Here is a 23,367-nt window from a genome sequence, read left to right as displayed (position 1 = left end):
GGAGACACACATGAGCGACACGACGAACGACGTAGCCAGCGTGGAGCTGGAGATCGGCGGCATGACCTGCGCGTCTTGCGCCATGCGGATCGAGAAGAAGCTCAATCGTCTCGAGGGCGTCACCGCGACGGTCAACTACGCCACCGAGAAGGCGAAGGTCACAGCTCCCGCGGGCTTCGACACGGCACTGCTCATCGCCGAGGTCGAGAAGACCGGCTACACGGCCGAACTGCCGGCTCCGTCCGCGGACGCTGGTCAGGCCGACCCCGAGGACGCTCCGGATGTCGAGCTCACCGCTCTGCGCACACGCCTCATCGTCTCGGCGCTGCTGACCGTTCCCGTCATCGCGATAGCGATGATCCCGGCCCTCCAGTTCCCGTACTGGCAGTGGCTGTCGCTCGCGCTCGCCGCCCCTGTGATCGTGTGGGGCGCCTGGCCGTTCCACCGGGCGGCCTGGACGAACCTCCGTCACGGCGCGGCGACCATGGACACGCTCATCTCGATGGGCACGATCGCCGCGTTCCTGTGGTCCCTGTACGCGCTGTTCTTCGGCACGGCCGGTGTCCCGGGGATGACCCATCCGTTCGAGCTGACCGTCGCGCCGAGCGACGGTGCCGCGAACATCTACCTCGAGGTCGGCGCGGGCGTCACGACGTTCATCCTCGCCGGGCGCTACTTCGAGAAGCGCTCCAAGCGTCAGGCCGGCGCCGCCCTGCGCGCGCTGCTCGAGCTCGGCGCGAAGGACGTCGCCGTGCTGCGTGGCGGCATCGAGACCCGTATCCCGATCTCCGACCTCGCCGTCGGCGACGAGTTCCTCGTCCGCCCGGGCGAGAAGATCGCCACCGACGGAGTGGTCGTCTCGGGGACCTCGGCCGTGGACGCGTCGATGCTCACCGGGGAATCCGTCCCTGTCGAGGTGGGTCCCGGCGACGCCGTCACCGGAGCGACCGTGAACGCCGGCGGACGCCTCGTGGTGCGCACGACCCGTGTGGGCGCCGACACCCAGCTCGCGCAGATGGCGCGGCTCGTCGAGGACGCGCAGTCCGGCAAGGCCGAGGTCCAGCGTCTGGCGGACCGGGTGTCCGGCATCTTCGTGCCGATCGTCATCGCGATCGCGATCGTGACTCTGGGCGCCTGGCTGGGCGCCGGCTTCCCGGCATCCGCCGCCTTCACGGCCGCTGTCGCCGTGCTCATCATCGCGTGCCCGTGCGCCCTCGGACTCGCCACCCCGACCGCCCTGCTGGTCGGCACCGGCCGCGGCGCGCAGATGGGCATCCTCATCAAGGGCCCCGAGGTCCTCGAGTCCACGCGCACGGTCGACACGGTCGTGCTCGACAAGACCGGCACCGTCACATCCGGCCGCATGACGCTCGTCGGCGTGCACCCCGCCGACGGCGTGGACCGGGCCGACCTGCTCCGGCTCGCCGGAGCCCTGGAGGATGCCTCGGAGCACCCGATCGCCCAGGCCATCGCGAAGGCCGCGACCCAGGAGCTCGGCGCGCTCCCGGCGCCCGAGGACTTCACGAACATCGAGGGCAAGGGCGTCCAGGGCGTCGTCGACGGACACGGCGTGCTCGTCGGCCGCGAGTCGCTGCTGGCTGACTGGGCGCAGCCGCTGCCCGCCGACCTCGCAGCCGTCAAGGCCGAGGCGGAGCGACAGGGCCGGACGGCCATCGCCGTCGGCTGGGACGGACGGGCCCGCGGCATCCTGGTCGTGTCGGATGCCGTGAAGCCCACGAGCGCCGAGGCCATCGGACAGCTGAAGGCCCTCGGCCTCACGCCGATCCTGCTGACCGGTGACAACCGGGCAGCCGCCGAGCAGATCGCGGCCGAGATCGGCATCGACGAGGTCATCGCCGAGGTCCTTCCCGTGGACAAGGTCGAGGTCGTCACGCGCCTGCAGGCCGACGGCAAGGTCGTCGCGATGGTCGGCGACGGCGTCAACGACGCCGCGGCCCTCGCCCAGGCGGATCTCGGTCTCGCGATGGGCACCGGCACCGACGTCGCGATCGAGGCCAGCGACATCACGCTGGTCCGCGGCGACCTGCGCAGCGCGGCCGACGCGATCCGGCTCTCGCGCCGCACGCTCGGCACCATCAAGGGCAACCTGTTCTGGGCCTTCGCGTACAACGTCGCCGCGATCCCCCTGGCGGCGCTCGGACTGCTCAATCCCATGCTCGCCGGAGCCGCCATGGCGTTCTCCAGCGTCTTCGTCGTCGGCAACAGCCTGCGACTGCGGTCGTTCCGCAGTCGTGCGACGGAGTTATCCCCGTCGGCGGTCGCCGGCTCCCACCACTGAGAGGAACACCCCATGTCCGAATCGACAGGATCCTGCTGCAGCATCGACGGTGGCGGCGGCGTCGACGCCGCAGGCCGTAAGGACCTCCTCGCCCGGTCCGCATCCGACCTGGCCGAATGCCCCGTCATGGCCGGCAGCGTCGTCGTCAAGGCGGATGCCGAAGCCGTCGGACTCTACAGAGACTATGAGGGCGAGCGCTACTGGTTCTGCTGCGCGGGCTGCGGGCCGAAGTTCGACGCCGACCCCGCGAGGTACGTCGCGGCGGCGTGAGCCGGGACGCTGTGCGGGGCGCCCGACGGCCCCCGCACAGCACGGGTGAACGAGGAGGAGAAGAGGATGTCGGACCAGCACGAGAACGGTCACGCGGGGCACGGGGGGCATGAGGAGCACGCGGGGCATGATGGGCACCGCGTTTCGACTCGCTCCGCTCGCTCAACGAGCGACGGAGGGGCTCGCTCAACGAACGAAGGAGGGGCTCGCTCCGCGAACGAGGGAGGCGGACACGAGGCCCACGGCGGGCACGGCGGGCATGCGGGGCACGGCGACCACGTCGGGCCGTTCCGGCGGCTGTTCTGGATCATGCTGGTCCTCGCCGTCCCGACGGTCGTGCTGTCGGGCATGTTCGCGATGATCCTCGGGTACCGGCTTCCCGCGATTCCCGGCCTCGGCTGGGTCTCCCCCGTGCTCGGCACGGTCATGTACATCTGGGGAGGTCGGCCCTTCCTCACCGGCGCCGTCGGTGAGATCCGGGCACGCAGGCCCGGGATGATGCTCCTGATCGGACTCGCCATCACGGTCGCCTTCCTCGCATCGTGGGGCGCGAGTCTCGGCATCCTCCATCACGAGCTCGATTTCTGGTGGGAACTCGCCCTGCTCATCGTCATCATGCTGCTCGGCCACTGGATCGAGATGCGCTCTCTCGCGCAGACGACGTCCGCCCTGGACTCCCTCGCGGCCCTGCTGCCGGACGAGGCCGAGCGCCTCGAGCACGGTCAGGTGGTCGTCGTCGCCCCCGACGATCTCGTCGTCGGCGATCTCGTCGTCGTGCGCCCCGGCGGAAGCGTCCCCGCCGACGGCCGCATCGTGGACGGACGCGCCGCCATGGACGAGTCGATGATCACCGGGGAGTCCCGCACGGTGACGCGAGGCCCCGGCGAGTCCGTGACCGCGGGCACCGTGGCCACCGACTCGGGCCTGCGGGTCGCGATCACCGCCACCGGTGACGACACTGCTCTCGCCGGCATCCGGCGTCTGGTGACCGAGGCGCAGAACTCGTCCTCCCGCGCCCAGCGACTGGCGGACACGGCTGCCGGCTGGCTGTTCTGGTTCGCCCTGGGAGCCGCGGTCGTCACGGCGCTGGTCTGGACGCTCGTCGGGATGCCGGACGAGGCCGTCATCCGCACGATCACCGTGCTCGTGATCGCCTGCCCGCACGCGCTGGGTCTTGCGATCCCGCTGGTCGTCTCTATCGCGACCGAACGCGCGGCGCGCGGCGGCGTCCTCGTGAAGGACCGGCTGGCGCTCGAGAGCATGCGGACCGTCGACACCGTCCTCTTCGACAAGACCGGGACGCTCACCAAGGGCGAGCCGGTGGTCTCCGACATCTCGGTGATCGACGGAGAGGGCGCCGACGCCGTACTGGCTCTCGCCGCGGCCGCCGAGGCCGACAGCGAGCATCCGCTCGCCCGTGCGATCGTGCGGGCGGCGTCCGACCGCGGGCTGCCGGTCGCGTCCAGCGCGGACTTCTCCTCGTCCCCCGCCGTCGGGGTGACGGCGACCGTCTCCGGATCGACGGTCCGGGTCGGCGGGCCGCACCTGCTCACCGAGGAGCGAGCCGAGGAACTCCCGATCGCCGACACGTGGCGCGCCGACGGTGCCATCATCTTGCACGTCCTGCGCGACGGGGCGGTCGTGGGTGCCCTGAAGCTGGCAGACGAGATCCGCCCGGAGTCGCGGGACGCGGTGGACGCCCTGCACGCGCTCGGCGTCCAGGTCGTCATGATCACGGGGGATGCCGAGGCCGTCGCCCGTTCGGTCGCGAACGATCTCGGAATCGAACGGTTCTTCGCGGGCGTCCGGCCCGAGGACAAGGCTGCCACGGTGCAGGAGCTGCAGCGCGAGGGGCGGAGGATCGCCATGGTGGGCGACGGCGTCAACGACGCTCCCGCCCTGGCGCAGGCCGACGTGGGTCTCGCGATCGGCGCCGGAACCGACGTCGCCATCGCGTCGGCCGGCGTGATCCTCGCGAGCGACGATCCCCGATCGGTGCTGTCGGTGATCGAGCTCTCGCGCGCCGCCTATCGCAAGATGAAGCAGAACCTGTGGTGGGCCGCGGGGTACAACCTCCTCTCCGTGCCGCTCGCGGCCGGGGTCCTCGCACCCGTCGGCTTCGTGCTCCCGATGTCGGTGGGGGCGATCCTCATGTCGCTGTCGACGGTCGTCGTGGCGGCGAACGCGCAGCTGCTGCGCCGGCTGGATCTGCGCCCCGAGGTGACGACACGCGCGATCCTCGGACGCTGAGCCGGGTTTCGCCGTCCGCCGGACTCGGACAGAATTAGGCGTGACGGACGGAGGACCATGGAAGCCGACGGTGTGCCCGGAGCCCACCCGGATGAGCCGCACACGCAGGGCCTCGCACAGCGGCTGAACTGGCTGCGCGCGGGTGTCCTCGGGGCGAACGACGGGATCGTGTCGACCGCGGCCGTCGTGGTCGGTGTCGCCGGCGCCACGGCGGACACCGGGCCGGTGTTCATCGCCGGGGCCGCAGCGCTCGTCGGAGGCGCCATCTCGATGGCGCTCGGTGAGTACGTCTCCGTCTCGAGTCAACGGGATTCGGAGCGTGCGCTCATCGCGAAGGAGAAGCGCGAACTCGCCGACGACCCCGAGGCCGAGTTCGCCGAGCTGATCGGGCTCTACGAAGCGAAGGGCCTGTCCCGCGAGACCGCGACGCAGGTGGCGCACGAGCTGACCGCCGAAGACGCCCTGGCCGCGCATCTGTCTGTCGAGCTGAACATCGACGAGGACGACGTGGTGAGCCCCTGGCATGCCGCGTTCGCCTCGGCCGTCGCGTTCGTCCTGGGCGCGCTGCTGCCGATGGCGACGATCCTGCTCGCGCCGCATCCCGCGCGCATCGCGCTGACATTCGTGACGGTGCTCGTCGCTCTCGCGATCACGGGATACGTCGCGGCGTGGATCGGCGGCGCGAACCGGGCGCGCGCGATCGTGCGGACGGTCATCGGCGGCGCGCTGGCGCTCGCCGCCACCTACCTCGTCGGCAGTCTGTTCGGCACGACCGTCGTGTGACGCGGGATGCGCCGGTCGCGGTACGGGTCGAGGATGCTGGGGCGGCCGAGGCTCAGATCCAGCCGCGCTCCTCGGCGAGGAGCACCGCTTGCTGCCGGGTCGCGACCTGGAGCTTGCCCAGCACGGCCGACACGTGGTTGCGCACGGTGCCGGGTGCGAGGGAGAGAGCGCGTGCGATCTGTCCGGTCGTCTCACCGCGGCGGCCGGCGCGGAGCACGTCCAGCTCGCGGTCGGTGAGCGGGCAGCGCTCGTCGCTCAGCGCGTCTGCGGCGATCTCGGGGTCCACGTAGCGCCCACCGGCGGCGACGCGACGGATGACCTGGGCGACCTCGTCGGCGCCGCGCGACTTCGGCAGGAAGCCCGAGACGCCAGAGGCCAGCGCGCGCCGCAGCACGCCGGGGCGGGCATGGCGGGTCACGACGATGCAGCGGGTCGGGACGCGGCGGTTCAGCTGTTCGGCCACCTGCACGCCGTCGAAGCGCGGCATCTCCAGGTCGAGCAGGCAGATGTCCGGCTCCAGGCGCGTGGCCTCGGCGATCGCCTCAGCACCGTCGGCGCACTCGGCCACGACCTCGATGTCGTCCTCCAGGCGCAGCAGCGAGGCGAGTGCCGACCGGATCATCGCCTCGTCGTCGGCCACGAGTACGCGGATCATCGTGCTCCCTCCGGGACCGTCACGACGACGGTGAACTCGGTGCGCCCGCGGTCGATCCGCACATCTCCGCCGGCCTCGGCCGCGCGGCGCTCGATGCCTTCCAGGCCGGAGCCGTCGGGGCTCGCGGCGGAGGAGCCGGCGTCGTTCGCGATCTCGTAGCGCCAGGCGCCGTCGGTGCGGGTCAGCGAGAGCCGCGCCCACTTCCCGCCGCCGTGACGCAGGACGTTCGTCGTGGTCTCCCGGATCACCGGTCCGAGCACGGATGCCGGGGCGGCGTCGGCCGCGGCATCCACCGTGGACTCCGCGGTCGTCCCGGCCGCCCGCAGCAGATCGACCGCGTTCGCGATCTCGTCGGCCAGCGGCACCGAGCGGAACCGCAGGGCGAGATCCCGCGTGCCCTGACGCGCTTCGTCGACGCTGGTGCGCGCGAGCCGGATCTGATCGAGCGCGGCGTCCGGGTCCTTGGCCATGAGGCGCTCGGCGAGTTCGAGCTGCAGCGCGATCACCTGCAGGTGGTGCCCCTGCAGGTCGTGCACGTCCGTCGCCACCCGGAGCCGCTCCTGCGTCGCGCCCAGGCGCGACTCGGCGACCCGCGCTCGGTCGAGGGTCCTCAACACGTCCCACCACCACAACGAGGTGACCGACATCACGGGCAGCAGGATGGCGAAGGCGGCGAACATCCACCACGTGGACTGCGCGGCCATGTCCACCGCGCCGGTGCGCTGATCGACGACCCACAGGGCGATCAGCACGGCGGTGACGGCGAGGACCAGCCGCAGCCGCACCCCGCGCGGCCAGTTCAGCAGCACCAGCGGCGCCAGCAACGCGGTCCCCGCCACGGTCCACATCCCGGTCACCGTGCCCGCGACGACCGCGTAGAGGGCGGCGACGACGAGAGGGAGGAGGAACCGCTGCCAGGGTCCGGTGCCGGCCGTCTCGTCGCGATGCCGGTACGCGAGCAGCAGCACCATGGTGGCGCCCCACCACACCAGTCCGCCGAGACCCACCACGAGCACGGCGCCGACCGTTCGGCCGCTCTCGGCGAGAGCGGCCATGGCGAACAGCACGACGAGCAGTTCGAACAGGATGACGGCGGACGCCGTGTACCACCACGTCGCCGTGATGCCGCGCGCGAGGCGGCGCCCTCCGACGGCGCCGTCTCCCAGGGCGTCGGCCGCGTCGTCTCCCCCGGTCGGACTCGTCATGTCCTCCACATTACGGCCATGACACATGTCACCCACGGAACGTGCGGACCGCCCGGAATCCGGTGACAGCGGCTCACTTCCCGGCCACCGCGGCGGCCGGTGCAATGGAGTCATCGCCAGGCGGAAGGGCCGCCGCGGACAACCACAGGAGCAGGACATGAACCTCATCGAGACCTTCCAGAACCTCGTCGCCCAGGTGCCCGAGTTCATCCAGCCGCTGATCGTGGCCGCGGCCGGTGCGGTGCCGTTCATCGAGGGTGAGGGCGCCGCTGCCATCGGGATCATCGGCGGCATCCCCCCGGTGATCGCCGCCATCGCGGCCATCGTCGGCAACTTCGTCTGCGTCGCGGTGCTCGTCTTCATCAGCGCCGGAGCGCGCAATGCGGTCGTCACCCGGCACCGCGCGAAGGTGCAGGCCCGCGAGGCCGTCGCGGTGGGCGGCTCGGGGGCGACCGTCACCGTGCCGGTCGACGAGCCGGAGGAGAGCGAGCGCAAGGCCGCGCGGCGCGCGAAGTTTCAGCGGGCGCTGGAGCGCTACGGCGTTCCCGGAGTCAGCCTGCTCGGCCCCCTGCTGCTCCCCACGCAGTTCACCGCCACGATGCTCGCGGCCGGCGGCATCGGCAAGGCCCGCATCCTCATCTGGCAGGGCGTGGCGATCGTCGGCTGGACGACCCTCATCACGCTGATCCTGACCGGCGTGATCCACGCCGTGGCCTGATCGACCGGCGGAAGCGCAGGGCGGGTGGCGTCACGCCACCCGCACTGCGCGTGCTCCGAGGAGCCGCGCGAGGCCGGACACTCCCCCGGCCCGCAGCGCCGCGAGCTGCCGCTCCGCGCCCGTGCCGGCCGATCGGATGTGCGCGATCCGCTCGCGGACGAACGCGGTGTCGCCGGTCCGCTCCAGCTGAGGCTCGATGAGCCGCATCAGTTCCTGGAGGAGCATCCGGGCGTTGGAGACCTCCCCGGTGGACGGATCGATCAGGGCGGCGTTCAGTCCCTCGCGCGCCGCCATCCAGAGCGTGGCGTCGATGAGATCGGTGTCGAGGGTGGTCCCGGCATCCTGCTCCGTCGTCAGGATCGCGCGGGTCAGGGCGGCCAGCAGGAGCGCGTCGTCCGGATCGAGCTGGGAGTCGAACACGCGGACCTCGACGGTCGGGAACCGCTCCGACAGGCGCGCCGCCCATGCGAGGGACGCCGCGTCCGGCGCGGCGCGCACACGGATCAGCTCCTCGAGATGATGGCGGTAGTGCGCGTGATCGCGGAACAGGGGAGGGCAGCCCATGGTCGGCAGCCGCCGCATGAGGACCGTGCGCCAGCTGCGGTAGCCGGTGATGCGCGAGTGCCAGAACGGCGAGTTGCCGGCCAGGGCGAGCAGCACGGGAAGCCAGGGGCGCAGGCGGTTCAGCGCACGGACACGGTCTTCGGGGTCGTCGATCTCGACGTGCACGTGCAGCCCGCAGACGTGATGTCCGCCGGCGATGTCGGCGAGCCAGCGGGCGATGTCCCGGTAGCGCGTCGTCGGAGAGATGTGCGCATCACCCGTCCCGAAGGGCGTTCCGACCGGCCCGAGGGCGCAACCGTCCTCGCGGGCGAACTCCGCGATCGCTGCGCGGGCCGCGGTGATCTGCTCGCGCGCCTGCATCAGCGTCTGCGCAGGAGAGGTGGCGTACTCGAGCTGGCAGGTGAGGAACTCGCTCGTGAAGGCGCCGGCGATCTCGGCATCCCCGAGGGCGCGTTTCGCTCGCGCGGCCGCGGGGACCGGGGCGAGAGAGTCGGGGTCGAGGAAGAAGTACTCCTCCTCGACCCCGAAACGTGTCATGGCTCACCGCCGGTGCAGCGGGACTAGTCCTTGACCGCGTCCTTGACGTTCTCGGCAGCCTGCTTCACATCGGCCTTCGCCTGCTGTGCGCGACCCTCCGCCTCGAGCGTCTCGTCGTCGGTCACCTTGCCGGCCGTCTCCTTGACGTGCCCGGCCACCTTCTCGGCGGCGTTCTTGGCCTTGTCGTCGATTCCCATGTCATCCTCCTTCGTTCGGATGACCCACTCTGCGCCGAGCGGTGCTCCAGGTCGACGGGGTTGACGCACACGGCCTCAGCGGTTATCGGCGCCGGGCGGGCGGAAAGCTCGCGGTTTCGGGGGAGATGGGCGGCGGATGCGGCATCCGCGCTGTGCGCCTATCTCCTCCCGGAACCTGCGACCCGGACGGGTCCTCCCCCACCTTCACGGGCCGCGATCCGTGGTCCGAGACCATGGACGCGGCCACTCACCCTCCCCTATGGTGAAGGTGCATGTGAACGGGGATCGATCGTCACCGTCTCACCCCAGAAGACGGTTGGTTCTCCCCAGAGCCGGACGATCCTCACATGCGATTGGGCCCCCTCGAGTAGTTCAGTCCCCAATGGGCTATTCGAGGGGGCCGCTATCGAGACATCATCCCACGATTTTCCAGATTTGTCCCCCAAATGGGGGACAAGTTTCCGGATTTCGGGTTAGGCTGTATCCGACGCACCCTCCGGTCGTCTTCTGGCCCTCATCGCTCCCCCCGCGATGGGGGCCACTTCCGTTCCTGCCGCCGCTTCGGATGCCGGCGCATGACGCGCATGCAACATTTGGGTTACCTTCTTCGCGCTGGCCGTTTCCGCGAACGCCGTGCTCCACTAGCGTTAGCCGTGTCGGTGCATCCTGCGTCGGCTTTCTACCCAGCAGAACGGCAGTACATGAGCACCCAGGGCACGGTCAAGTGGTTCAACTCGGAGAAGGGCTTCGGCTTCATCTCCCCTGACGACGGAGGCGCCGACGTGTTCGCGCACTACTCCGCCATCCAGTCCTCCGGCTACCGCTCGCTCGACGAGAACCAGCGCGTCGAGTTCGATGTGGCGCAAGGCCCCAAGGGCCTGCAGGCCGAGAACATCCGCCCCCTCTGAGGGCGAATCTTCACAGAGCTCCCCGACCGGTGCGCAGATCCGCGCATCCGGCGGGGAGTTCTGTGCTTCTGAGGGCTGGCCGAGCCGGTGTCTTTCCGGGGCCGCGCGTCACGGCGTGAGCAGCAGGCTCCGCAGTTCGCCGACGTTCGCGGCGCGGAACGCCGCGTCATCCCCCTCGACCGGGTCGCTGAAGCCCCACTCGACGAAGATGACCGGCACGCCGTTCGCGGCGCCGCCCTCGACGTCGTGATGACGGTCGCCGATCAGCACAGGTCGTGACACGTCCGCCCCGCGCTCGTCGAGGCGCCGCAGCGCCTCCGCCACGATGTCGGTCTTGGACGCGAGCGTGGCCTCATCGGGTGTCGCGCCGACCGTGGTGAGGAAGGACGCCCGCAGACCGAAGTGGTCGACGAGCGCGTCGACCTGCATCTCGGGCTTGGAGCTGGCCGTCGCCTGCGGGATGCCGTCGGCATGCAGTTCGCGGATCAGCTCCGCGACCCCCGGGTAGGTGACCACATCGGTGGTGTAGCCATCTGCCTTGCCGAGCGTGCGGTAGAACGCCACGGCTTCCCGGGACTGCTCCGGGGTCATCCCCGCCTGGTCCTGGAACGACTGGAACATCGGCGGTCCGATCCAGTGCGTGAGCTGCTCGTAGGTGGGGGCGGGGTGACCGAAGTGCGTGAGCGCGACGGTCAGGCGGCGCAGGATGCCGACGGAGGCATCCACGATCGTGCCGTCGACGTCCCACAGCACGCAGGAGTACGGGGAGTGGGGCATGCTTCCAAGCCTAGGTGCGCCGGAGGGCGCGCCCCGACCGTCAGAACAGGCGGGGGACGCCGGACTCGATGCCCTTCATCTCGTCGTAGTCCAGGACGAGGCAGCGGATGCCGCGGTCCTCGGCGAGCACTCGGGCCTGCGGCTTGATCTCCTGCGCGGCGAAAACTCCGGCGACGGGGGCGAGGTGCGGGTCGCGCCCCAGGAGTTCGAGATAGCGCGTGAGCTGCTCGACGCCGTCGATGTCGCCGCGGCGCTTCACCTCGACCGCGACCGCGGCGCCCGCGGCATCCCGGACCATCAGGTCCACAGGGCCGATCGCGGTCGGATACTCGCGGCGCACGAGCGTCGTGCCCTCGCCGAGGAGCTCGACCTGCTCGGCGAGCAGGCGCTGCAGGTCGGCCTCGACGCCGTCCTTCTGCAGGCCGGGGTCGATCCCGAGGTCGTGGTTCGTGTCGTGCAGGATCTCGTAGATCTGCACCCGCAGCGCATCCCCGGTCTTCTTGTGCGTGACGCGCCAGACCTCGACGACGCCGGCGGTGGACTCCTCCTCGCCCGGGGCCTCGGTCGCGAGCGAGCACGGCGGGCTCATCCAGTTCAGCGGCTTGTAGCTGCCGCCGTCGGAGTGCACGAGCAGGCTGCCGTCGCCCTTGTGCACCAGCAGGCGCGTGGCGAGGGGCAGATGGGCGTTGAGACGGCCGGAGTAGTCGACCGAGCAGCGGGCGATGACGAGACGCACCCGACGAGCCTAACCGTCCCGGCGGCGCGCTCGGCGCCTCACCCTCCGAGGAACTCGAACAGTCCCAGCTCCGTGGCGGCGGCCCTGGCGATGAGGAAGCCGAGGATGCCGATGATCCATGCGGTCGTCTCCCCCGCGGTGCGCTGCATCCAGGCGGCGAGGCGCTCGAGCGGACCGGCGATCGCGCGGGCGGCGACGACGCGGACCAGCAGCAGCATCAGCGCGGGCACGATCATCACCAGGCAGTAGCCCACGAGAGCGAGCACGCGGACCGAGGTGTCCACTCCGGAGTCGGCGAGCATCGTCATCCCGACGATGTACGGCACCATGGTGGCCACCTCGACGACCCCGGCGGCGATCGCCACCGAGACGATCGCCCACCGCGTGACGTCGGGGGCGAGCAGGCGTGCGCGCCAGCGTGCGATGCGTCCTTGCCCGGCCGGGTCCGCGGTCGCGGACTCGGATCCGACCTCGCCTGCTGTCGTCGGCCCCGCCGGGACCTTCTGCTTCGAGGACGTCGGGATGAGGAACGACCCGACGAGCAGCCCTGCACCGACCACGAGCCGGACTGCGGCCCCCGCCGGAGAGGACAGCATCTCCGCGGCGACGTCGACGACGTTCACGAGACCCCACAGGAACAGAAGTCCGACGACGAGATAGAAGCCCGCGATCGTGACGAGGTACAGCAGCACGCGCCCGACCCGCACCCGCCCCGGCGCGAGCAGCAGGAAGAGCGGGATGAGCAGCGTGCCGATGCTGAGGCTGTCCACGAGTGCGAGCACGGCGAGCGACAGCAGCAGCGGGGCTCCGGCGAAGATCTCCATGCGTCCAGCGTCCTGTCACGCCGTCGCGGGCGGATCGGGCGAAGGTCGCGATGGGCACTCATCCCTTGGTCGGATGTGACGGGCGGGCGGGCGTGATTGCATGGGGTGATGGAGGGGATGAGCCGATCGCGCGCCGGGGCGGCGTATCTCCGGCACCGATGGTTGCTGGATCCCCTCGCGATGGCGCTGCTCGGCGTCATCTTCGCGGCGTTCGGGTTCCGCGGGATCTGGGGGCCGTTCACCCTCCCCGGCATCGAACTGTCCCCGTGGTGGGCGCTGGCCTTCGCCCTCCCGGCGTGCGCCCTCGCGCTCGCCAAGCGCCGGCATCCGATGCTCGTCCTCGTTCTCGTGGCGCTCCTGTTCATCGGGGACGTGCTCACGGTGGGCGGCATCGGGACCCTGCTGGTCCTGCTCGACGTGCTGTGGACCGCGGTCTTCCTCGCGAGCCCGCGCATGCGCGGCATCCTCGCGGGCTGTCTCATCGGCGCCGTGGTCGTGCTGTTCGTCGCGGCCCTGTTCGCCACCCGTGCGGACCTGCCGACGGCCTTCGTGATCGCCGTGCAGTTCGGCGCCATCTTCGGCACCGACTACTGGTGGGCGGTGGCCGTGTCGCAGGCGCACGAGCTCGCCGAGCTCCACCGGCTGCGCGCTCAGGAGGTGGAGAGGCAGGCGGCGCGGGACCAGGAGGTCGCCGTGCGCCGCGAACGGGAGTCCATGGCGCGCGAACTGCACGACACGGTCGCCGGTCACGTGCTGGCCATGGCCATCAGGTCGGAGGCCGCGCTGTCGATCCCCGCGGATGCGCACGCCGATCGCGCGGCTCTGCAGGCGGTGCGGGATGCCGGGCTCGACGCCCACTCCGCCCTGCGCACGATGATCACCGTCCTGCGCGACGGCGACGCCGAGCTCGTCGCGCCCCTCGGGGCCGCCGACTGGGATCGGGCCGTCGAGTCGGCGCGCCGTTGCGGGCTGTCCGTCACGGCCGGCGAGGCGCCGCGCGGTCTCTCGGCCCCCGTCGAGCAGGCCGTACTGCGGGTCGTGCGCGAAGGTCTCGCGAACTGCGAACGTCACGCCGCGGGTTCCGCTGTCGACGTCGCGGTCGCGCGAGAGCCCGGAGAGGTGCGGGTGTCGGTCGAGTCCCGCGGCGGCCGGCCTCGCCCCGGTGCGCAGGGATCCGGCTGGGGGCTGAGCATGCTGGGCGAGCGGGTCCGTGCCCTCGAGGGCACCTTCTCCGCCGGGCCCGTCCCCGGGGGATGGTCCGTGCAGGCTTCGATCCCCGAGGAGGCGCGGTCGTGACGGCGTCGGTGCGCGTGCTGCTGGCCGATGATCACGGTGCGATCCGCGAGGGCCTGCGCATCATGCTCGAGACGCACGGAATCGAGGTCGTCGGCGAGGCCGCCGACGGCGACGTCGCGGTGCGCAACGCGGCGGCTCTGCGCCCGGACGTGGTGCTCATGGACCTGCGGATGCCGGGTCGCGACGGCGTCTCCGCGACGCGGGAGATCGTCGAGCGCGGCCTGGCCGACGTCCTCGTGCTGACGAGCTTCGACGAGGACGACCTCGTGATGGGAGCGCTCGCCGCGGGAGCGGCCGGATTCCTGCTCAAGACGGCCGATGCGCCCACGCTCGTGCAGGCCGTGCGTGCCGTCGCCGCGGGGCACGGCATGCTGGACCCGCGCGTGACCCGGCGCGCGCTCGCCGCGATCGTCTCCGCGGCCCCCACCGACACGGCCGAACCGGGCGTCGAGGTCGAGCTCACCGCCCGCGAGCGCGAGGTGCTCGACGGCATCCAGAGCGGACTGTCGAACGCGCAACTCGCTCAGCGGCTCGGGATCTCGGTCCCGACCGTGAAGACCCACGTCTCCAACGTGCTGGCGAAGCTCGGCGCGCGCAGCCGTTCGCACGCCGCGGCCCTCGTGCGCTCGGGCGCCGTGAGCATCCCCGGCGACCGGTGAGCCGCGTCAGCGCACGGCGGTCTTCTGGGAAGCGGTGAGCGGACGCGCCGCTCCCGAGGCGAGACCGGATGCCGCGACGAGCGCCACCAGGATGAACAGCGTGTTCAGCAGGCCGATGTGCTCGCTGATGAGGCCGAGCACCGGCGGACCGCACAGGAACGCTGCGTAGCCGATCGTCGCTGCGGCGCTCACGCGCGCCGCGGCCTTGGCCGGATCGTCGGCGGCGGCGGACATGCCCAGCGGGAAGCCGAGCGAGGCCCCGACACCCCACAGCGCCGCACCGACGAACACGAGCGGCAGGTTCGGGGCGAGGATGAACAGCAGGATGCCGCCGGCGGCCGAGACCGCGAGGATGCGCAGCACGAGCACGCGACCGAAGCGGTCGACCAGCGGACCGCCGAACACGCGGACCGTCGTCATCGCGACGGAGAAGACGGTGAGCGCTGCCGCACCGTTCTGGGCGCCGAACCCGTGATCCTCGGAGACGCCGAGCGCCAGCCAGTCGTTCGCGCCGCCCTCCGCGAAGGCCATGCCGAGGATGACGATGCCGAGCACGTAGGTGCGCGGCTCGCGCCAGGCCTCCAGTGCCGTGTGCATGCGTTCGCGCCAATGGGGCTTCTCCCCCGGTTGCGCGGGGTCCAGGGCCTCGTCGCGATTGGGGACGTTCGCGATGGAGACGAACGCCGTGACCAGGATCAGCACGGCGATGACGCCCGCATGCGGCGCCACCTCGACGTGAAGCCGCGTGGCCGCCCACGCGGCACCGGCGCCGATGACCGTGCCGAAGCTGAAGAAGGCGTGGAACAGCGGGAGGATCGTCTTCCCGGCGTGCTGCTCCACGGCGGTCGCCTCGACGTTCATCATGACGTCGAGACACCCGTTCCCGAACCCGAACAGCACGAGACCGACGATGACCACGGGGAACGATCCGAGGACGGTGGCGCCCAGGCCCACCACGGCGATCCCGACCGCGAGCATGACGAGGAGCATGAGCATCCCCCGGCGCGCACCGGTCCTGGCCATGACGGCGGGACTCGTCGAGACGCCCACGATCGACGCGATTCCCATGCCGAGCAGGAGGAGCCCGATCTGGGCGTTGTCGATGTCGAGCGCGGTCTTGATGTCGGGGACGCGCGCGGCCCAGGTCGCAATCGAGACGCCGCTGGCGAGGAAGATCGCGAAGATCGCATTGCGCCACCGCACGTACTGGGATCGGGTCAGCCGGGCATCCATGCTTCACAGCGTATCGAATCGATTCGATCTGCGGAAACGGACCGCGTATCCTCGGAGGCATGGACCCAGCTCCCCGTCGCGCGACCATCGCCGACGTCGCCCGCGCGGCCGGTGTGGCCCCGTCCACGGCATCCGTGGTGTTCAGCGGCAAGGCCCACGTGGCGGAGGCCACGCGCGAACGCGTGCTGGCGGCCGCGGCATCCCTCGGCTACGCAGGACCGGACCCCCGCGCTGCATCGCTGCGGACGGGTCGCAGCGGGATCGTGGCGGTCGTGCTGGAGGGACCGGTGCGCACCGTCTTCCTGGACCCGGTCACGATCGCGATGATGGACGGCATCACGGACGGACTCGCTGAGCTGGGGGCGGCCGTGCTCCTCCTGCGTGAGGACGCCGCCGCCGAGGGCGCGAACCTGACGAACGCGCCGGTCGACGCCGTCATCCTGATCGGATGCTCCGGCCGCACCCGTCGGTCGCTCGAGATCGTGCGCGGACGCGGCATCCCCGTGGTCGTCATCGAAGGAGACGCTGGCGAGGACATCCCCCGGATCACGCTGGACAACAGGGATGCCGCGCGCGACGTCGCCCGGCATGTCCACGGACTCGGCCACCGCGACGTCGCGGTGCTCACCCTGGCCCTGGACAGCGCGCGCGAGCGCGGTCCGGTCACCCCGGAGCGCCTGGCCGCGGCGACGGTCGACGTCACGCGCGACCGCCTCGACGGGATTCGGGAGGTGTTCCCCGACGCGCCCGCCGTGTCGGCCGCGCACAGCTCGATCGACGAGGGGCTCATCGCCGGACGTGCGCTCCTCGCGGACGAGGAGTCCCGGCCGACCGCCGTGCTCGCGCAGAGCGACCTGCTGGCCGCCGGGGTCATCCGCGCCGCCGAGGAGCGCGGACTGCGCGTCCCTCAGGATCTCAGCGTGACGGGCTTCGACGGGGTCACGGTCGACGGACTCGGCCGGCACATCCTCACGACCTCCGTGCAGCCGGCGACCCGCAAGGGCCGTGCGGCCGGCGAGCAGGCGACGCGCATGCTGCGCGGGGAGGCCGCGGTCTCCCAGCATCTGACCTGCTGGTTCCGCGCCGGCACCACGACGGCCGCGCCCGCGCGCTGACTCCGTCGGGCTCCGCGGGTCAGGAGTGCGGGAAACCCAGGGGCAGCTCCTCGGGAGCGAGGTCGTAGATCGTGTACCGCCCGCAGTCCACGACGTCGATCTCCATCGTCCCGAGCGACACCTCCCAGCTCTGCGTCTTCTCGTCCGCGAGCAGGAAGCTCACGGACGTGGTGTCGAAGTCCGCGCGGTTCACGAGCCAGGAGTAGCCGTTCAGCCGGTGATCGACCTGGATGAGCTGCGTCGGATCGGCGAGGTGCAGCTTCGGCAGACGCACCGTCCAGAACTGTCCCGCTCCGGTCTGGCCGGACTCGTCGATCCAGTCCGTGACGCAGGCCAGGTCCGCGTCGGGCGCGGTGGCGGCGGTCGCGGAGCGCGGCACGTTGAGGCCGGCCCCGACGAGCAGCAGGACGGCGGCGGCAGCGGTCGCGGTTCGGCGGACGGCAGGGGAGAACCGCAGGGTGCGGGGAGCCGCGACGAGAGCGAGGATCGGCGCGAACACGACCGGCTCGAGGTATCGGGCGGCGTTCGTCCCCAGGGCGATCGCACCGACCACGACGAGGACGGGGAGCATCCAGGCGGATGCCGCGACCAGCCGCTCACCGCGCGAGGATGCGCGCAGCGTCCGTCGCACCGCCAGGACGAGCAGCGCCACGATCACGGCCGCGGCGACCCAGCCCAGCGGCGTCGACAGGCGCTGCGTGAGCAGGTCGCCGTAGTACTGCGCCGACTCCGGCCAGAGCTGCGGCCGGGCGTACCCGAGCCCCGAGTTCTCGATCCATGCCGAGAACGGAATACGACCGAGAAGGCCCACCGCCGTTCCGCCCAGGAGCCACCACAGCAGCGACAGCATCCGGGCGCGGTCGTTCTCGCGCAGGGCGGCGAAGCCGAGCACCGCTCCCAGCGGGACCGTCGCCCACACCAGGTACAGCGGGTTCGAGAGCGAGGCGACGGCCGCCACGGCCGCCAGGGCGATCAGCATGCCCCGGCGGGATCCCGGCCGGTCGCAGAGGCGACGCGCGATCCCGATCGAGACGACGACGGCGATCACGGTCGCCGAGTAGTACGTGGTCGTGAGCAGCAGCGAGGCGAGCTCGAGGGAGTCGCGGGAGGCCGAGACCTCCGTAACGGCGAGGAGCCCGAACACCGCCACCGCGATCACCGACCAGGCCACGGGTGCGCGGCCGTCGTCGCGTCGGCCCGCCACGAACCGGATCGCTCCGTACAGCGCGAGCACGTTGACGGCGGCGTTGACGAGCATCACCGCGTCGATGCCGATCGGCAGGACGAGGTGCAGCAATGCGAAAAGAGCCGACTCCGGAAGGAACAGCACCGTCGACATCGCCCAGTCCCAGCCCTGCCCCTCGAGCACGGAACGGACGAACATCGGCACCACGAGGGAGTCCCCGTCGCGCAGCAGGAGCTCCCCGCGCGCGGTCGAGACGACCTGACCCGTGACGATGACGGCGATCGCCGCCGCTGAAAGCCATCCCGCGACCTCGCGCACCCACCCGTGTCTCACGGCATCCACTCTTCCATCACCGCCTGTGGTCGCGATCAGAGCGGGAGGGAACGGCCCCCCCGATGGATCGCGACGCGCCCTCGTAGACTCGGAGCGTGACCGAGCCGATCCTGCCCCGCATCCGCCCCGAGATCGCCGCGCTTCCGCCGTACCGGCAGGGCAAGCAGGCCGGAGCCGACGCCTTCAAGCTGTCCAGCAACGAGAACCCGTTCGATCCGCTGCCCTCGGTCGCCGAGGCGCTGCGCAGAACGGTGCCGGTCAACCGCTATCCGGACGCGACCGCGGGCGCCCTGCGCGCCCGGCTGGGGGAGCGGTACGGTGTCGAACCGGATGCCGTGCACGTCGCCGCCGGTTCCGTATCGATCCTGTACCAGCTGATCGCCGCCGCGGCCTCCGTCGGCGACGAGGTGATCTATGCCTGGCGGTCCTTCGAGGCCTATCCGGGCATCCCGCTCATCGCAGGGGCCACGGCCGTGCCGGTCCCCCTGCGCGCCGACGCCACCCACGACCTCGACGCCATGGCGGATGCCGTCACCGACCGCACTCGCGCGATCCTCGTCTGCACGCCGAACAACCCGACCGGCCCCATCGTCACGAGCAGCGAGTTCGCCGCTTTCGTCGCCCGCGTCCCCGCCGACGTCCTCATCATCCTCGACGAGGCCTATGCCGAGTTCGTGACCGCCGACGGCGCTGTCGACGGGCTCGCCGAGCGCGTGTTCGAGGAGCATCCGAACGTCGTCGTCCTGCGGACGTTCTCGAAGGCGTTCGGTCTGGCGGGACTCCGCGTGGGCTACGCGATCGGGCATCCGCGGGTGCTGGATGCCGCGCGCAGCACCGGGATCCCGCTGTCGGTCACGAGCGCCGCCGAGCGTGCCGCGATCGCGAGTCTGGATGCCGAGGCCGAGCTCCGCGAGCGGGTGGCCGTGATCGTCGAGCGCCGCGCGCGTCTGCGCGACGGTCTGAACGCCCAGGGATGGGACGTGCCGGATGCCCAGGGCAACTTCGTCTGGCTGCCGACCGGAGAGCGGACCGATGAGGTCGCCGCGGCCTTCGTCGCGGCCGACCTGATCGTCCGGCCGTTCGCCGGCGACGGCATCCGCATCTCGGTCGGCGAGGAGGAGTCGATCGCCCGCGTGCTCGAGACGGCCGCCGCCCTGCGCTGAGGTCCCTCTCGGGCCATCGCGGCGCCCGGGCATCGGTCGTCGACGGCCCGGAAACCGCGGAATTCTCCGGAATCCGGGCAGAAAGTAGGGCCCCCTAGGTATGCGTGACGGGGCATGCGGGCGGGGGTAGCGTGGGGCGGGTGACCCCTCCTGAGACCCCCCTCGTGCGCGTGCTGCAGGCGGACGGCACGTTCGCCGCCTCGGAAGCCGCCGACCGGTACGTGCCGCTGATCGAGGCGATCGGCGACGCCGAGCTCGAGCAGTTCTACCGCGACATGGTCGTCATCCGCGCGATCGACACCCAGGCCACCAACCTGCAGCGGCAGGGACAGCTGGCGCTCTGGCCGCCGAGCCGCGGCCAGGAGGCCGCGCAGGTGGGATCGGCCCACGCCGCCCGTGCGCAGGACACGATCTTCCCGTCCTACCGCGAGCACGTGGTGACGCGGATCCGCGGTGTCGATCCGCTCGACATCATCAAGCTCATGCGGGGCGTCTCGCACGGCGGCTGGGATCCGACCGATCCCAAGAACGGCAACACCCGGCTGTACACGCTCGTGCTCGGATCGCAGACCCTGCACGCCGCGGGCTACGCCATGGGCCTGGTGTTCGACGGTCGCACCGCAACCGGGGACCCCGAGCGCGACGAGGCCGTCGTCGTCTACTACGGAGATGGCGCGTCCAGCCAGGGCGATGTGCACGAGGCGATGGTGTTCGCCGCGAGCTACCAGGCGCCCACCGTGTTCTTCCTGCAGAACAACCACTGGGCGATCTCGGTCCCTGTGTCGACGCAGTCCCGCGTCCCGCTCGTCGAACGCAGCGCCGGCTACGGCATCCCGAGCGTCCGCGTCGACGGCAACGACGTGCTCGCCAGCTACGCGGCGTCCCGCGTGGCCCTCGATGAGGCGCGGGCCGGTCACGGCCCGCGCGCGATCGAGGCCGTGACCTACCGTCTGGGGGCGCACACCACCAGCGACGACCCGACGAAGTACCGCGGCAGCGACGAGGAGCAGCACTGGGCGCTGCGCGATCCCATCGTCCGCATGCGCGCATTCCTCGAGGGGCGGGGTGCCTCGGCATCCTTCTTCGCCGACGCGGATGCCGAGGCCGCCGACGCGGCCGAGGACCTGCGGACCCGGACGCTGGAACTCGGGCCGCCCACCGCGGACTCGATGTTCGCGCACGTGTACAGCGAGCCGCATCCGCTCATGGATCAGCAGCGCGCGTGGCTGGCGCAGTACGAGGCCTCGTTCGACGAGAACACGGCTCAGGCGGGAGGTGCGGCATGACCATCGAGACGATGCCGTTCAGCAAGGCGCTCAACGCCGGGCTGCGCAAGGCCATGGAGGACGACGCGAAGGTCCTGCTCATGGGGGAGGACATCGGCAAGCTCGGCGGCGTCTTCCGCATCACCGAGCACCTGCAGCGCGACTTCGGTCCGCGGCGCGTGCTGGACACGCCGCTGGCCGAGTCCGGGATCGTCGGCACCGCGATCGGACTGGCGATGGCCGGCTACCGCCCGGTCGTCGAGATCCAGTTCGACGGCTTCGTGTTCCCCGCGTTCGACCAGATCACGACGCAGCTCGCCAAGCTCACCAACCGGCACGAGGGCTCGCTCAGCCTGCCCGTCGTGATCCGCATCCCGTACGGCGGGCACATCGGAGCGGTCGAGCACCACCAGGAGAGCCCCGAGGCCTACTTCGCGCACACCCCCGGACTGCGGGTGGTGAGCCCGTCGACGCCGAACGACGCGTACTGGATGATCCAGGAGGCGATCCGCTCGAACGACCCCGTGATCTTCATGGAGCCGAAGAGCCGCTACTGGCCCAAGGGCGAGGTCGATCTCGCCGGCCCGGCGGCGCCCCTGCACTCGTCGCGCGTCGTGCGTCAGGGCTCGGATGTGACGCTCGTCGGACACGGAGCGATGGTGACGACACTGCTCCAGGCGGCGGCGCTGGCGGATGCCGAGGGCACCAACTGCGAGGTCGTCGACGTCCGTTCGCTGTCGCCTGTGGACTACGGGCCGATCCTCGACTCGGTGCGCAAGACCGGGCGCATGGTCTACGCGCAGGAGGCTCAGGGCTTCGCCAGTGTCGGCGGTGAGATCGCCGCGACCGTCATGGAGCAGGCGTTCTACGCCCTGGAGGCTCCGGTGCTGCGCGTGTCCGGCTTCGACGTCCCGTTCCCGCCCGCCAAGCTCGAAGGCGTCTATCTCCCGGATGCCGATCGCATCCTCGAGGCCGTCGACCGTTCGCTGGCCTACTGACCCGTTCTGAAGGGAATCCACCCATGAGCACGCAGAACTTCACCCTCCCCGACGTCGGCGAGGGCCTCACCGAGGCCGAGATCGTCACCTGGAAGGTCGCCCCGGGCGACGAGGTCGCGATCAACGACGTCATCTGCGAGATCGAGACCGCCAAGTCGCTCGTGGAGCTTCCGTCGCCGCACGCCGGCACGGTCGGCGAGCTGCTCGTCGCGGAGGGGACGACGGTCGAGGTCGGTACGCCCATCATCACCTTCGTGTCGGAGGATCAGGCGGCGGCTCCGGCCGAGGCGGCCGCAACCGCCCCCGAAGAGGGCGGCGGTTCGGTTCTCGTCGGCTACGGCAGCGGCAGCGGGGCGACCTCGCGCCGCAAGCGGCCGGCGCAGCGCCCGGTGCGCTCCTCGGTGGGCGTGATCGCGAAGCCGCCGATCCGCAAGCTGGCGCGGGACCTCGGCGTGGACCTCGCCTCGGTCACACCGACCGGTGCGGACGGCGAGGTGACCCGTGACGACGTCGTGAAGCACGCGTCGCAGGCCAGCGTGTTCCGCAACATCCAGACGCCGGAGTGGGGCGAGGTGCGCGAGGAGACGGTGCCGGCGCCGCAGCAGGTCCCGGTCGGCGTCGCGCGCGGCGTCGCCCCGGCATCCGATCCGGCCCAGGCCGAGGCGCGCAGCGAGGCGATCCCCGTGAAGGGCGTCCGCAAGGCCAGCGCGAACGCGATGGTGCAGAGCGCCTACACCGCCCCGCACGTGACCGTGTGGAAGGACGTGGATGCCACCCGCACGATGGAGCTCGTCAAGCGGCTGAAGGCCTCGCCGGACTACGCCGACATCCGGGTGTCACCGTTGCTGATCGTCGCCCGCGCCGTCATCTGGGCGGTGCGCCGCAACCCGATGGTCAACGCCGCGTGGGTCGAGACCGAGAACGGTGCCGAGATCCGGGTGCGCCACTACGTGAATCTCGGCATCGCCGCCGCGACGCCGCGCGGCCTGCTCGTGCCGAACATCAAGGACGCGCAGGACCTCAGCATGAAGGACCTCGCCCGCGCGCTGAACCGCCTCACGCTCACGGCTCGCGAGGGCAAGACGCCTCCGGCGGACCAGCAGGGCGGCACGATCACGATCACGAACATCGGGGTGTTCGGGATGGATGCCGGTACGCCGATCATCAATCCGGGCGAGGCCGGCATCGTGGCGATGGGCACGATCAGCCAGAAGCCGTGGGTCGTGGACGGCGAGGTGCGCCCTCGCTACGTGACGACCGTCGCCGGGTCCTTCGACCATCGCGTCATCGACGGAGACAGCATGAGCCGCTTCGTCGCCGACGTCGCCGCCATTCTCGAGGAGCCCGCACTGCTCGTCGACTGATGCGCGCGGGTTGGCGACGATCCGCGCCGGAC

The 23,367-nt window shown here is 71.2% G+C and carries 22 protein-coding genes; 13 read left to right on the top strand and 9 right to left on the bottom strand.

Annotated elements, in window-relative coordinates; translation table 11 throughout:
* The first annotated feature begins 10 nt into the window (after window positions 1–10).
* The 4 genes from KYX17_RS18285 to KYX17_RS18270 all read left to right on the top strand — a co-directional run bounded on the left by KYX17_RS18285 (window position 11) and on the right by KYX17_RS18270 (window position 5,602).
* Window positions 11–2,299, top strand: a complete 2,289-nt coding sequence (locus KYX17_RS18285; protein WP_243228389.1) for a cation-translocating P-type ATPase — start codon at window positions 11–13, stop codon at window positions 2,297–2,299.
* Window positions 2,300–2,311: 12 nt separating this feature from the next.
* A complete protein-coding gene (locus tag KYX17_RS18280; RefSeq protein ID WP_243228388.1) occupies window positions 2,312–2,569 on the top strand; it encodes a YHS domain-containing protein in 258 nt (85 codons plus the stop codon).
* Window positions 2,570–2,878: 309 nt separating this feature from the next.
* Complete coding sequence (locus KYX17_RS18275; protein ID WP_243228387.1) at window positions 2,879–4,819, top strand: heavy metal translocating P-type ATPase; 1,941 nt, start codon at window positions 2,879–2,881, stop codon at window positions 4,817–4,819.
* Window positions 4,820–4,876: 57 nt separating this feature from the next.
* Window positions 4,877–5,602, top strand: coding sequence for a VIT family protein (locus KYX17_RS18270; protein WP_243228386.1), 726 nt, complete (start codon window positions 4,877–4,879; stop codon window positions 5,600–5,602).
* Between the two features lie 52 nt (window positions 5,603–5,654).
* Here the strand turns inward: KYX17_RS18270 and KYX17_RS18265 are convergent, their stop codons facing one another.
* A complete protein-coding gene (locus KYX17_RS18265; RefSeq protein WP_243228385.1) occupies window positions 5,655–6,257 on the bottom strand; it encodes a response regulator transcription factor in 603 nt (200 codons plus the stop codon).
* The gene (locus KYX17_RS18260; RefSeq protein ID WP_243228384.1) at window positions 6,254–7,462 is read right to left on the bottom strand and encodes a sensor histidine kinase; all 1,209 of its coding nucleotides are present in this window, start codon (window positions 7,460–7,462) and stop codon (window positions 6,254–6,256) included. Before KYX17_RS18260 ends, KYX17_RS18265 begins: the two co-directional genes overlap by 4 nt.
* Before the next feature lie 157 nt (window positions 7,463–7,619).
* Here KYX17_RS18260 and KYX17_RS18255 point away from each other — a divergent pair, with 157 nt between their 5' ends.
* Window positions 7,620–8,180 (top strand): small multidrug efflux protein, encoded by a 561-nt coding sequence (locus KYX17_RS18255; protein ID WP_243228383.1) that lies wholly within the window; start codon window positions 7,620–7,622, stop codon window positions 8,178–8,180.
* A gap of 30 nt (window positions 8,181–8,210) precedes the next feature.
* Here KYX17_RS18255 and KYX17_RS18250 read toward each other — a convergent pair whose 3' ends face one another.
* Together KYX17_RS18250 and KYX17_RS18245 are read right to left on the bottom strand one after the other, a co-directional pair.
* On the bottom strand, window positions 8,211–9,281 hold the full coding sequence (locus KYX17_RS18250; protein WP_243228382.1) for a YbdK family carboxylate-amine ligase: 1,071 nt from the start codon (window positions 9,279–9,281) through the stop codon (window positions 8,211–8,213).
* A 23-nt stretch (window positions 9,282–9,304) separates the two neighbouring features.
* Window positions 9,305–9,478: a CsbD family protein gene (locus tag KYX17_RS18245; RefSeq protein WP_243228381.1), complete on the bottom strand. Its 174-nt coding sequence runs from the start codon at window positions 9,476–9,478 to the stop codon at window positions 9,305–9,307.
* A gap of 701 nt (window positions 9,479–10,179) precedes the next feature.
* Between KYX17_RS18245 and KYX17_RS18240 the strand changes: the two genes are divergently transcribed.
* Complete coding sequence (locus KYX17_RS18240) at window positions 10,180–10,386, top strand: cold-shock protein (RefSeq protein WP_136034351.1); 207 nt, start codon at window positions 10,180–10,182, stop codon at window positions 10,384–10,386.
* A gap of 108 nt (window positions 10,387–10,494) precedes the next feature.
* Here the strand turns inward: KYX17_RS18240 and KYX17_RS18235 are convergent, their stop codons facing one another.
* The 3 genes from KYX17_RS18235 to KYX17_RS18225 are packed head-to-tail and all read right to left on the bottom strand — an operon-like array spanning window position 10,495 to window position 12,723.
* Entirely contained in the window at window positions 10,495–11,163 is a 669-nt protein-coding gene (locus tag KYX17_RS18235; RefSeq protein ID WP_243228380.1) for an HAD hydrolase-like protein, read from the bottom strand.
* A 40-nt stretch (window positions 11,164–11,203) separates the two neighbouring features.
* Window positions 11,204–11,899, bottom strand: a complete 696-nt coding sequence (gene nucS, locus KYX17_RS18230; RefSeq protein WP_243228379.1) for an endonuclease NucS — start codon at window positions 11,897–11,899, stop codon at window positions 11,204–11,206.
* Window positions 11,900–11,937: 38 nt separating this feature from the next.
* Window positions 11,938–12,723, bottom strand: a complete 786-nt coding sequence (locus KYX17_RS18225) for a GAP family protein (RefSeq protein ID WP_243228378.1) — start codon at window positions 12,721–12,723, stop codon at window positions 11,938–11,940.
* A 117-nt stretch (window positions 12,724–12,840) separates the two neighbouring features.
* Here KYX17_RS18225 and KYX17_RS18220 point away from each other — a divergent pair, with 117 nt between their 5' ends.
* Window positions 12,841–14,019 (top strand): sensor histidine kinase, encoded by a 1,179-nt coding sequence (locus KYX17_RS18220; RefSeq protein ID WP_243228377.1) that lies wholly within the window; start codon window positions 12,841–12,843, stop codon window positions 14,017–14,019.
* Window positions 13,977–14,678, top strand: coding sequence for a response regulator (locus KYX17_RS18215; RefSeq protein ID WP_374208969.1), 702 nt, complete (start codon window positions 13,977–13,979; stop codon window positions 14,676–14,678). The genes KYX17_RS18220 and KYX17_RS18215 overlap by 43 nt, the downstream gene beginning before the upstream one ends.
* Before the next feature lie 6 nt (window positions 14,679–14,684).
* On the opposite strand, the gene KYX17_RS18210 is transcribed toward KYX17_RS18215, so the two are convergent.
* Window positions 14,685–15,911: an MFS transporter gene (locus tag KYX17_RS18210; RefSeq protein WP_243228375.1), complete on the bottom strand. Its 1,227-nt coding sequence runs from the start codon at window positions 15,909–15,911 to the stop codon at window positions 14,685–14,687.
* 59 nt (window positions 15,912–15,970) lie between these two features.
* On the opposite strand from KYX17_RS18210, the gene KYX17_RS18205 reads away from it, so the two are divergent.
* Window positions 15,971–17,026, top strand: coding sequence for a LacI family DNA-binding transcriptional regulator (locus KYX17_RS18205; RefSeq protein ID WP_243228374.1), 1,056 nt, complete (start codon window positions 15,971–15,973; stop codon window positions 17,024–17,026).
* Window positions 17,027–17,045: 19 nt separating this feature from the next.
* Here the strand turns inward: KYX17_RS18205 and KYX17_RS18200 are convergent, their stop codons facing one another.
* The gene (locus KYX17_RS18200; RefSeq protein ID WP_243228373.1) at window positions 17,046–18,545 is read right to left on the bottom strand and encodes a hypothetical protein; all 1,500 of its coding nucleotides are present in this window, start codon (window positions 18,543–18,545) and stop codon (window positions 17,046–17,048) included.
* A gap of 95 nt (window positions 18,546–18,640) precedes the next feature.
* On the opposite strand from KYX17_RS18200, the gene KYX17_RS18195 reads away from it, so the two are divergent.
* From KYX17_RS18195 to KYX17_RS18180, 4 genes are all read left to right on the top strand, one after another.
* The gene (locus tag KYX17_RS18195; RefSeq protein ID WP_243228372.1) at window positions 18,641–19,708 is read left to right on the top strand and encodes a histidinol-phosphate transaminase; all 1,068 of its coding nucleotides are present in this window, start codon (window positions 18,641–18,643) and stop codon (window positions 19,706–19,708) included.
* Between the two features lie 140 nt (window positions 19,709–19,848).
* A complete protein-coding gene (locus KYX17_RS18190; RefSeq protein WP_243228371.1) occupies window positions 19,849–20,994 on the top strand; it encodes a thiamine pyrophosphate-dependent dehydrogenase E1 component subunit alpha in 1,146 nt (381 codons plus the stop codon).
* Window positions 20,991–21,971 carry an alpha-ketoacid dehydrogenase subunit beta gene (locus KYX17_RS18185; RefSeq protein WP_243228370.1) on the top strand — a complete coding sequence of 327 codons (981 nt, stop codon included), beginning with the start codon at window positions 20,991–20,993 and terminating at the stop codon, window positions 21,969–21,971. The genes KYX17_RS18190 and KYX17_RS18185 overlap by 4 nt, the downstream gene beginning before the upstream one ends.
* A 23-nt stretch (window positions 21,972–21,994) precedes the next feature.
* Complete coding sequence (locus KYX17_RS18180) at window positions 21,995–23,335, top strand: dihydrolipoamide acetyltransferase family protein (RefSeq protein WP_243228369.1); 1,341 nt, start codon at window positions 21,995–21,997, stop codon at window positions 23,333–23,335.
* Window positions 23,336–23,367 lie beyond the last annotated feature (32 nt).

This window comes from Microbacterium sp. CIAB417 (assembly GCF_022788845.1).
This window is presented reverse-complemented; position numbering and strand designations above follow the sequence as displayed.

Excerpts from the sequence above, each read along its gene's own strand:
- KYX17_RS18285 (WP_243228389.1), top strand. The coding sequence starts at position 11 with ATGAGCGACACGACGAACGACGTAGCCAGCGTGGAGCTGGAGATCGGC.
- KYX17_RS18280 (WP_243228388.1), top strand. The coding sequence starts at position 2,312 with ATGTCCGAATCGACAGGATCCTGCTGCAGCATCGACGGTGGCGGCGGC.
- KYX17_RS18275 (WP_243228387.1), top strand. The coding sequence starts at position 2,879 with ATGCTGGTCCTCGCCGTCCCGACGGTCGTGCTGTCGGGCATGTTCGCG.
- KYX17_RS18270 (WP_243228386.1), top strand. The coding sequence starts at position 4,877 with ATGGAAGCCGACGGTGTGCCCGGAGCCCACCCGGATGAGCCGCACACG.
- KYX17_RS18265 (WP_243228385.1), bottom strand. The coding sequence starts at position 6,257 with ATGATCCGCGTACTCGTGGCCGACGACGAGGCGATGATCCGGTCGGCA.
- KYX17_RS18260 (WP_243228384.1), bottom strand. The coding sequence starts at position 7,462 with ATGACGAGTCCGACCGGGGGAGACGACGCGGCCGACGCCCTGGGAGAC.
- KYX17_RS18255 (WP_243228383.1), top strand. The coding sequence starts at position 7,620 with ATGAACCTCATCGAGACCTTCCAGAACCTCGTCGCCCAGGTGCCCGAG.
- KYX17_RS18250 (WP_243228382.1), bottom strand. The coding sequence starts at position 9,281 with ATGACACGTTTCGGGGTCGAGGAGGAGTACTTCTTCCTCGACCCCGAC.
- KYX17_RS18245 (WP_243228381.1), bottom strand. The coding sequence starts at position 9,478 with ATGGGAATCGACGACAAGGCCAAGAACGCCGCCGAGAAGGTGGCCGGG.
- KYX17_RS18240 (WP_136034351.1), top strand. The coding sequence starts at position 10,180 with ATGAGCACCCAGGGCACGGTCAAGTGGTTCAACTCGGAGAAGGGCTTC.
- KYX17_RS18235 (WP_243228380.1), bottom strand. The coding sequence starts at position 11,163 with ATGCCCCACTCCCCGTACTCCTGCGTGCTGTGGGACGTCGACGGCACG.
- KYX17_RS18225 (WP_243228378.1), bottom strand. The coding sequence starts at position 12,723 with ATGGAGATCTTCGCCGGAGCCCCGCTGCTGCTGTCGCTCGCCGTGCTC.
- KYX17_RS18220 (WP_243228377.1), top strand. The coding sequence starts at position 12,841 with ATGAGCCGATCGCGCGCCGGGGCGGCGTATCTCCGGCACCGATGGTTG.
- KYX17_RS18215 (WP_374208969.1), top strand. The coding sequence starts at position 13,977 with ATGGTCCGTGCAGGCTTCGATCCCCGAGGAGGCGCGGTCGTGACGGCG.
- KYX17_RS18210 (WP_243228375.1), bottom strand. The coding sequence starts at position 15,911 with ATGGATGCCCGGCTGACCCGATCCCAGTACGTGCGGTGGCGCAATGCG.
- KYX17_RS18205 (WP_243228374.1), top strand. The coding sequence starts at position 15,971 with ATGGACCCAGCTCCCCGTCGCGCGACCATCGCCGACGTCGCCCGCGCG.
- KYX17_RS18185 (WP_243228370.1), top strand. The coding sequence starts at position 20,991 with ATGACCATCGAGACGATGCCGTTCAGCAAGGCGCTCAACGCCGGGCTG.
- KYX17_RS18180 (WP_243228369.1), top strand. The coding sequence starts at position 21,995 with ATGAGCACGCAGAACTTCACCCTCCCCGACGTCGGCGAGGGCCTCACC.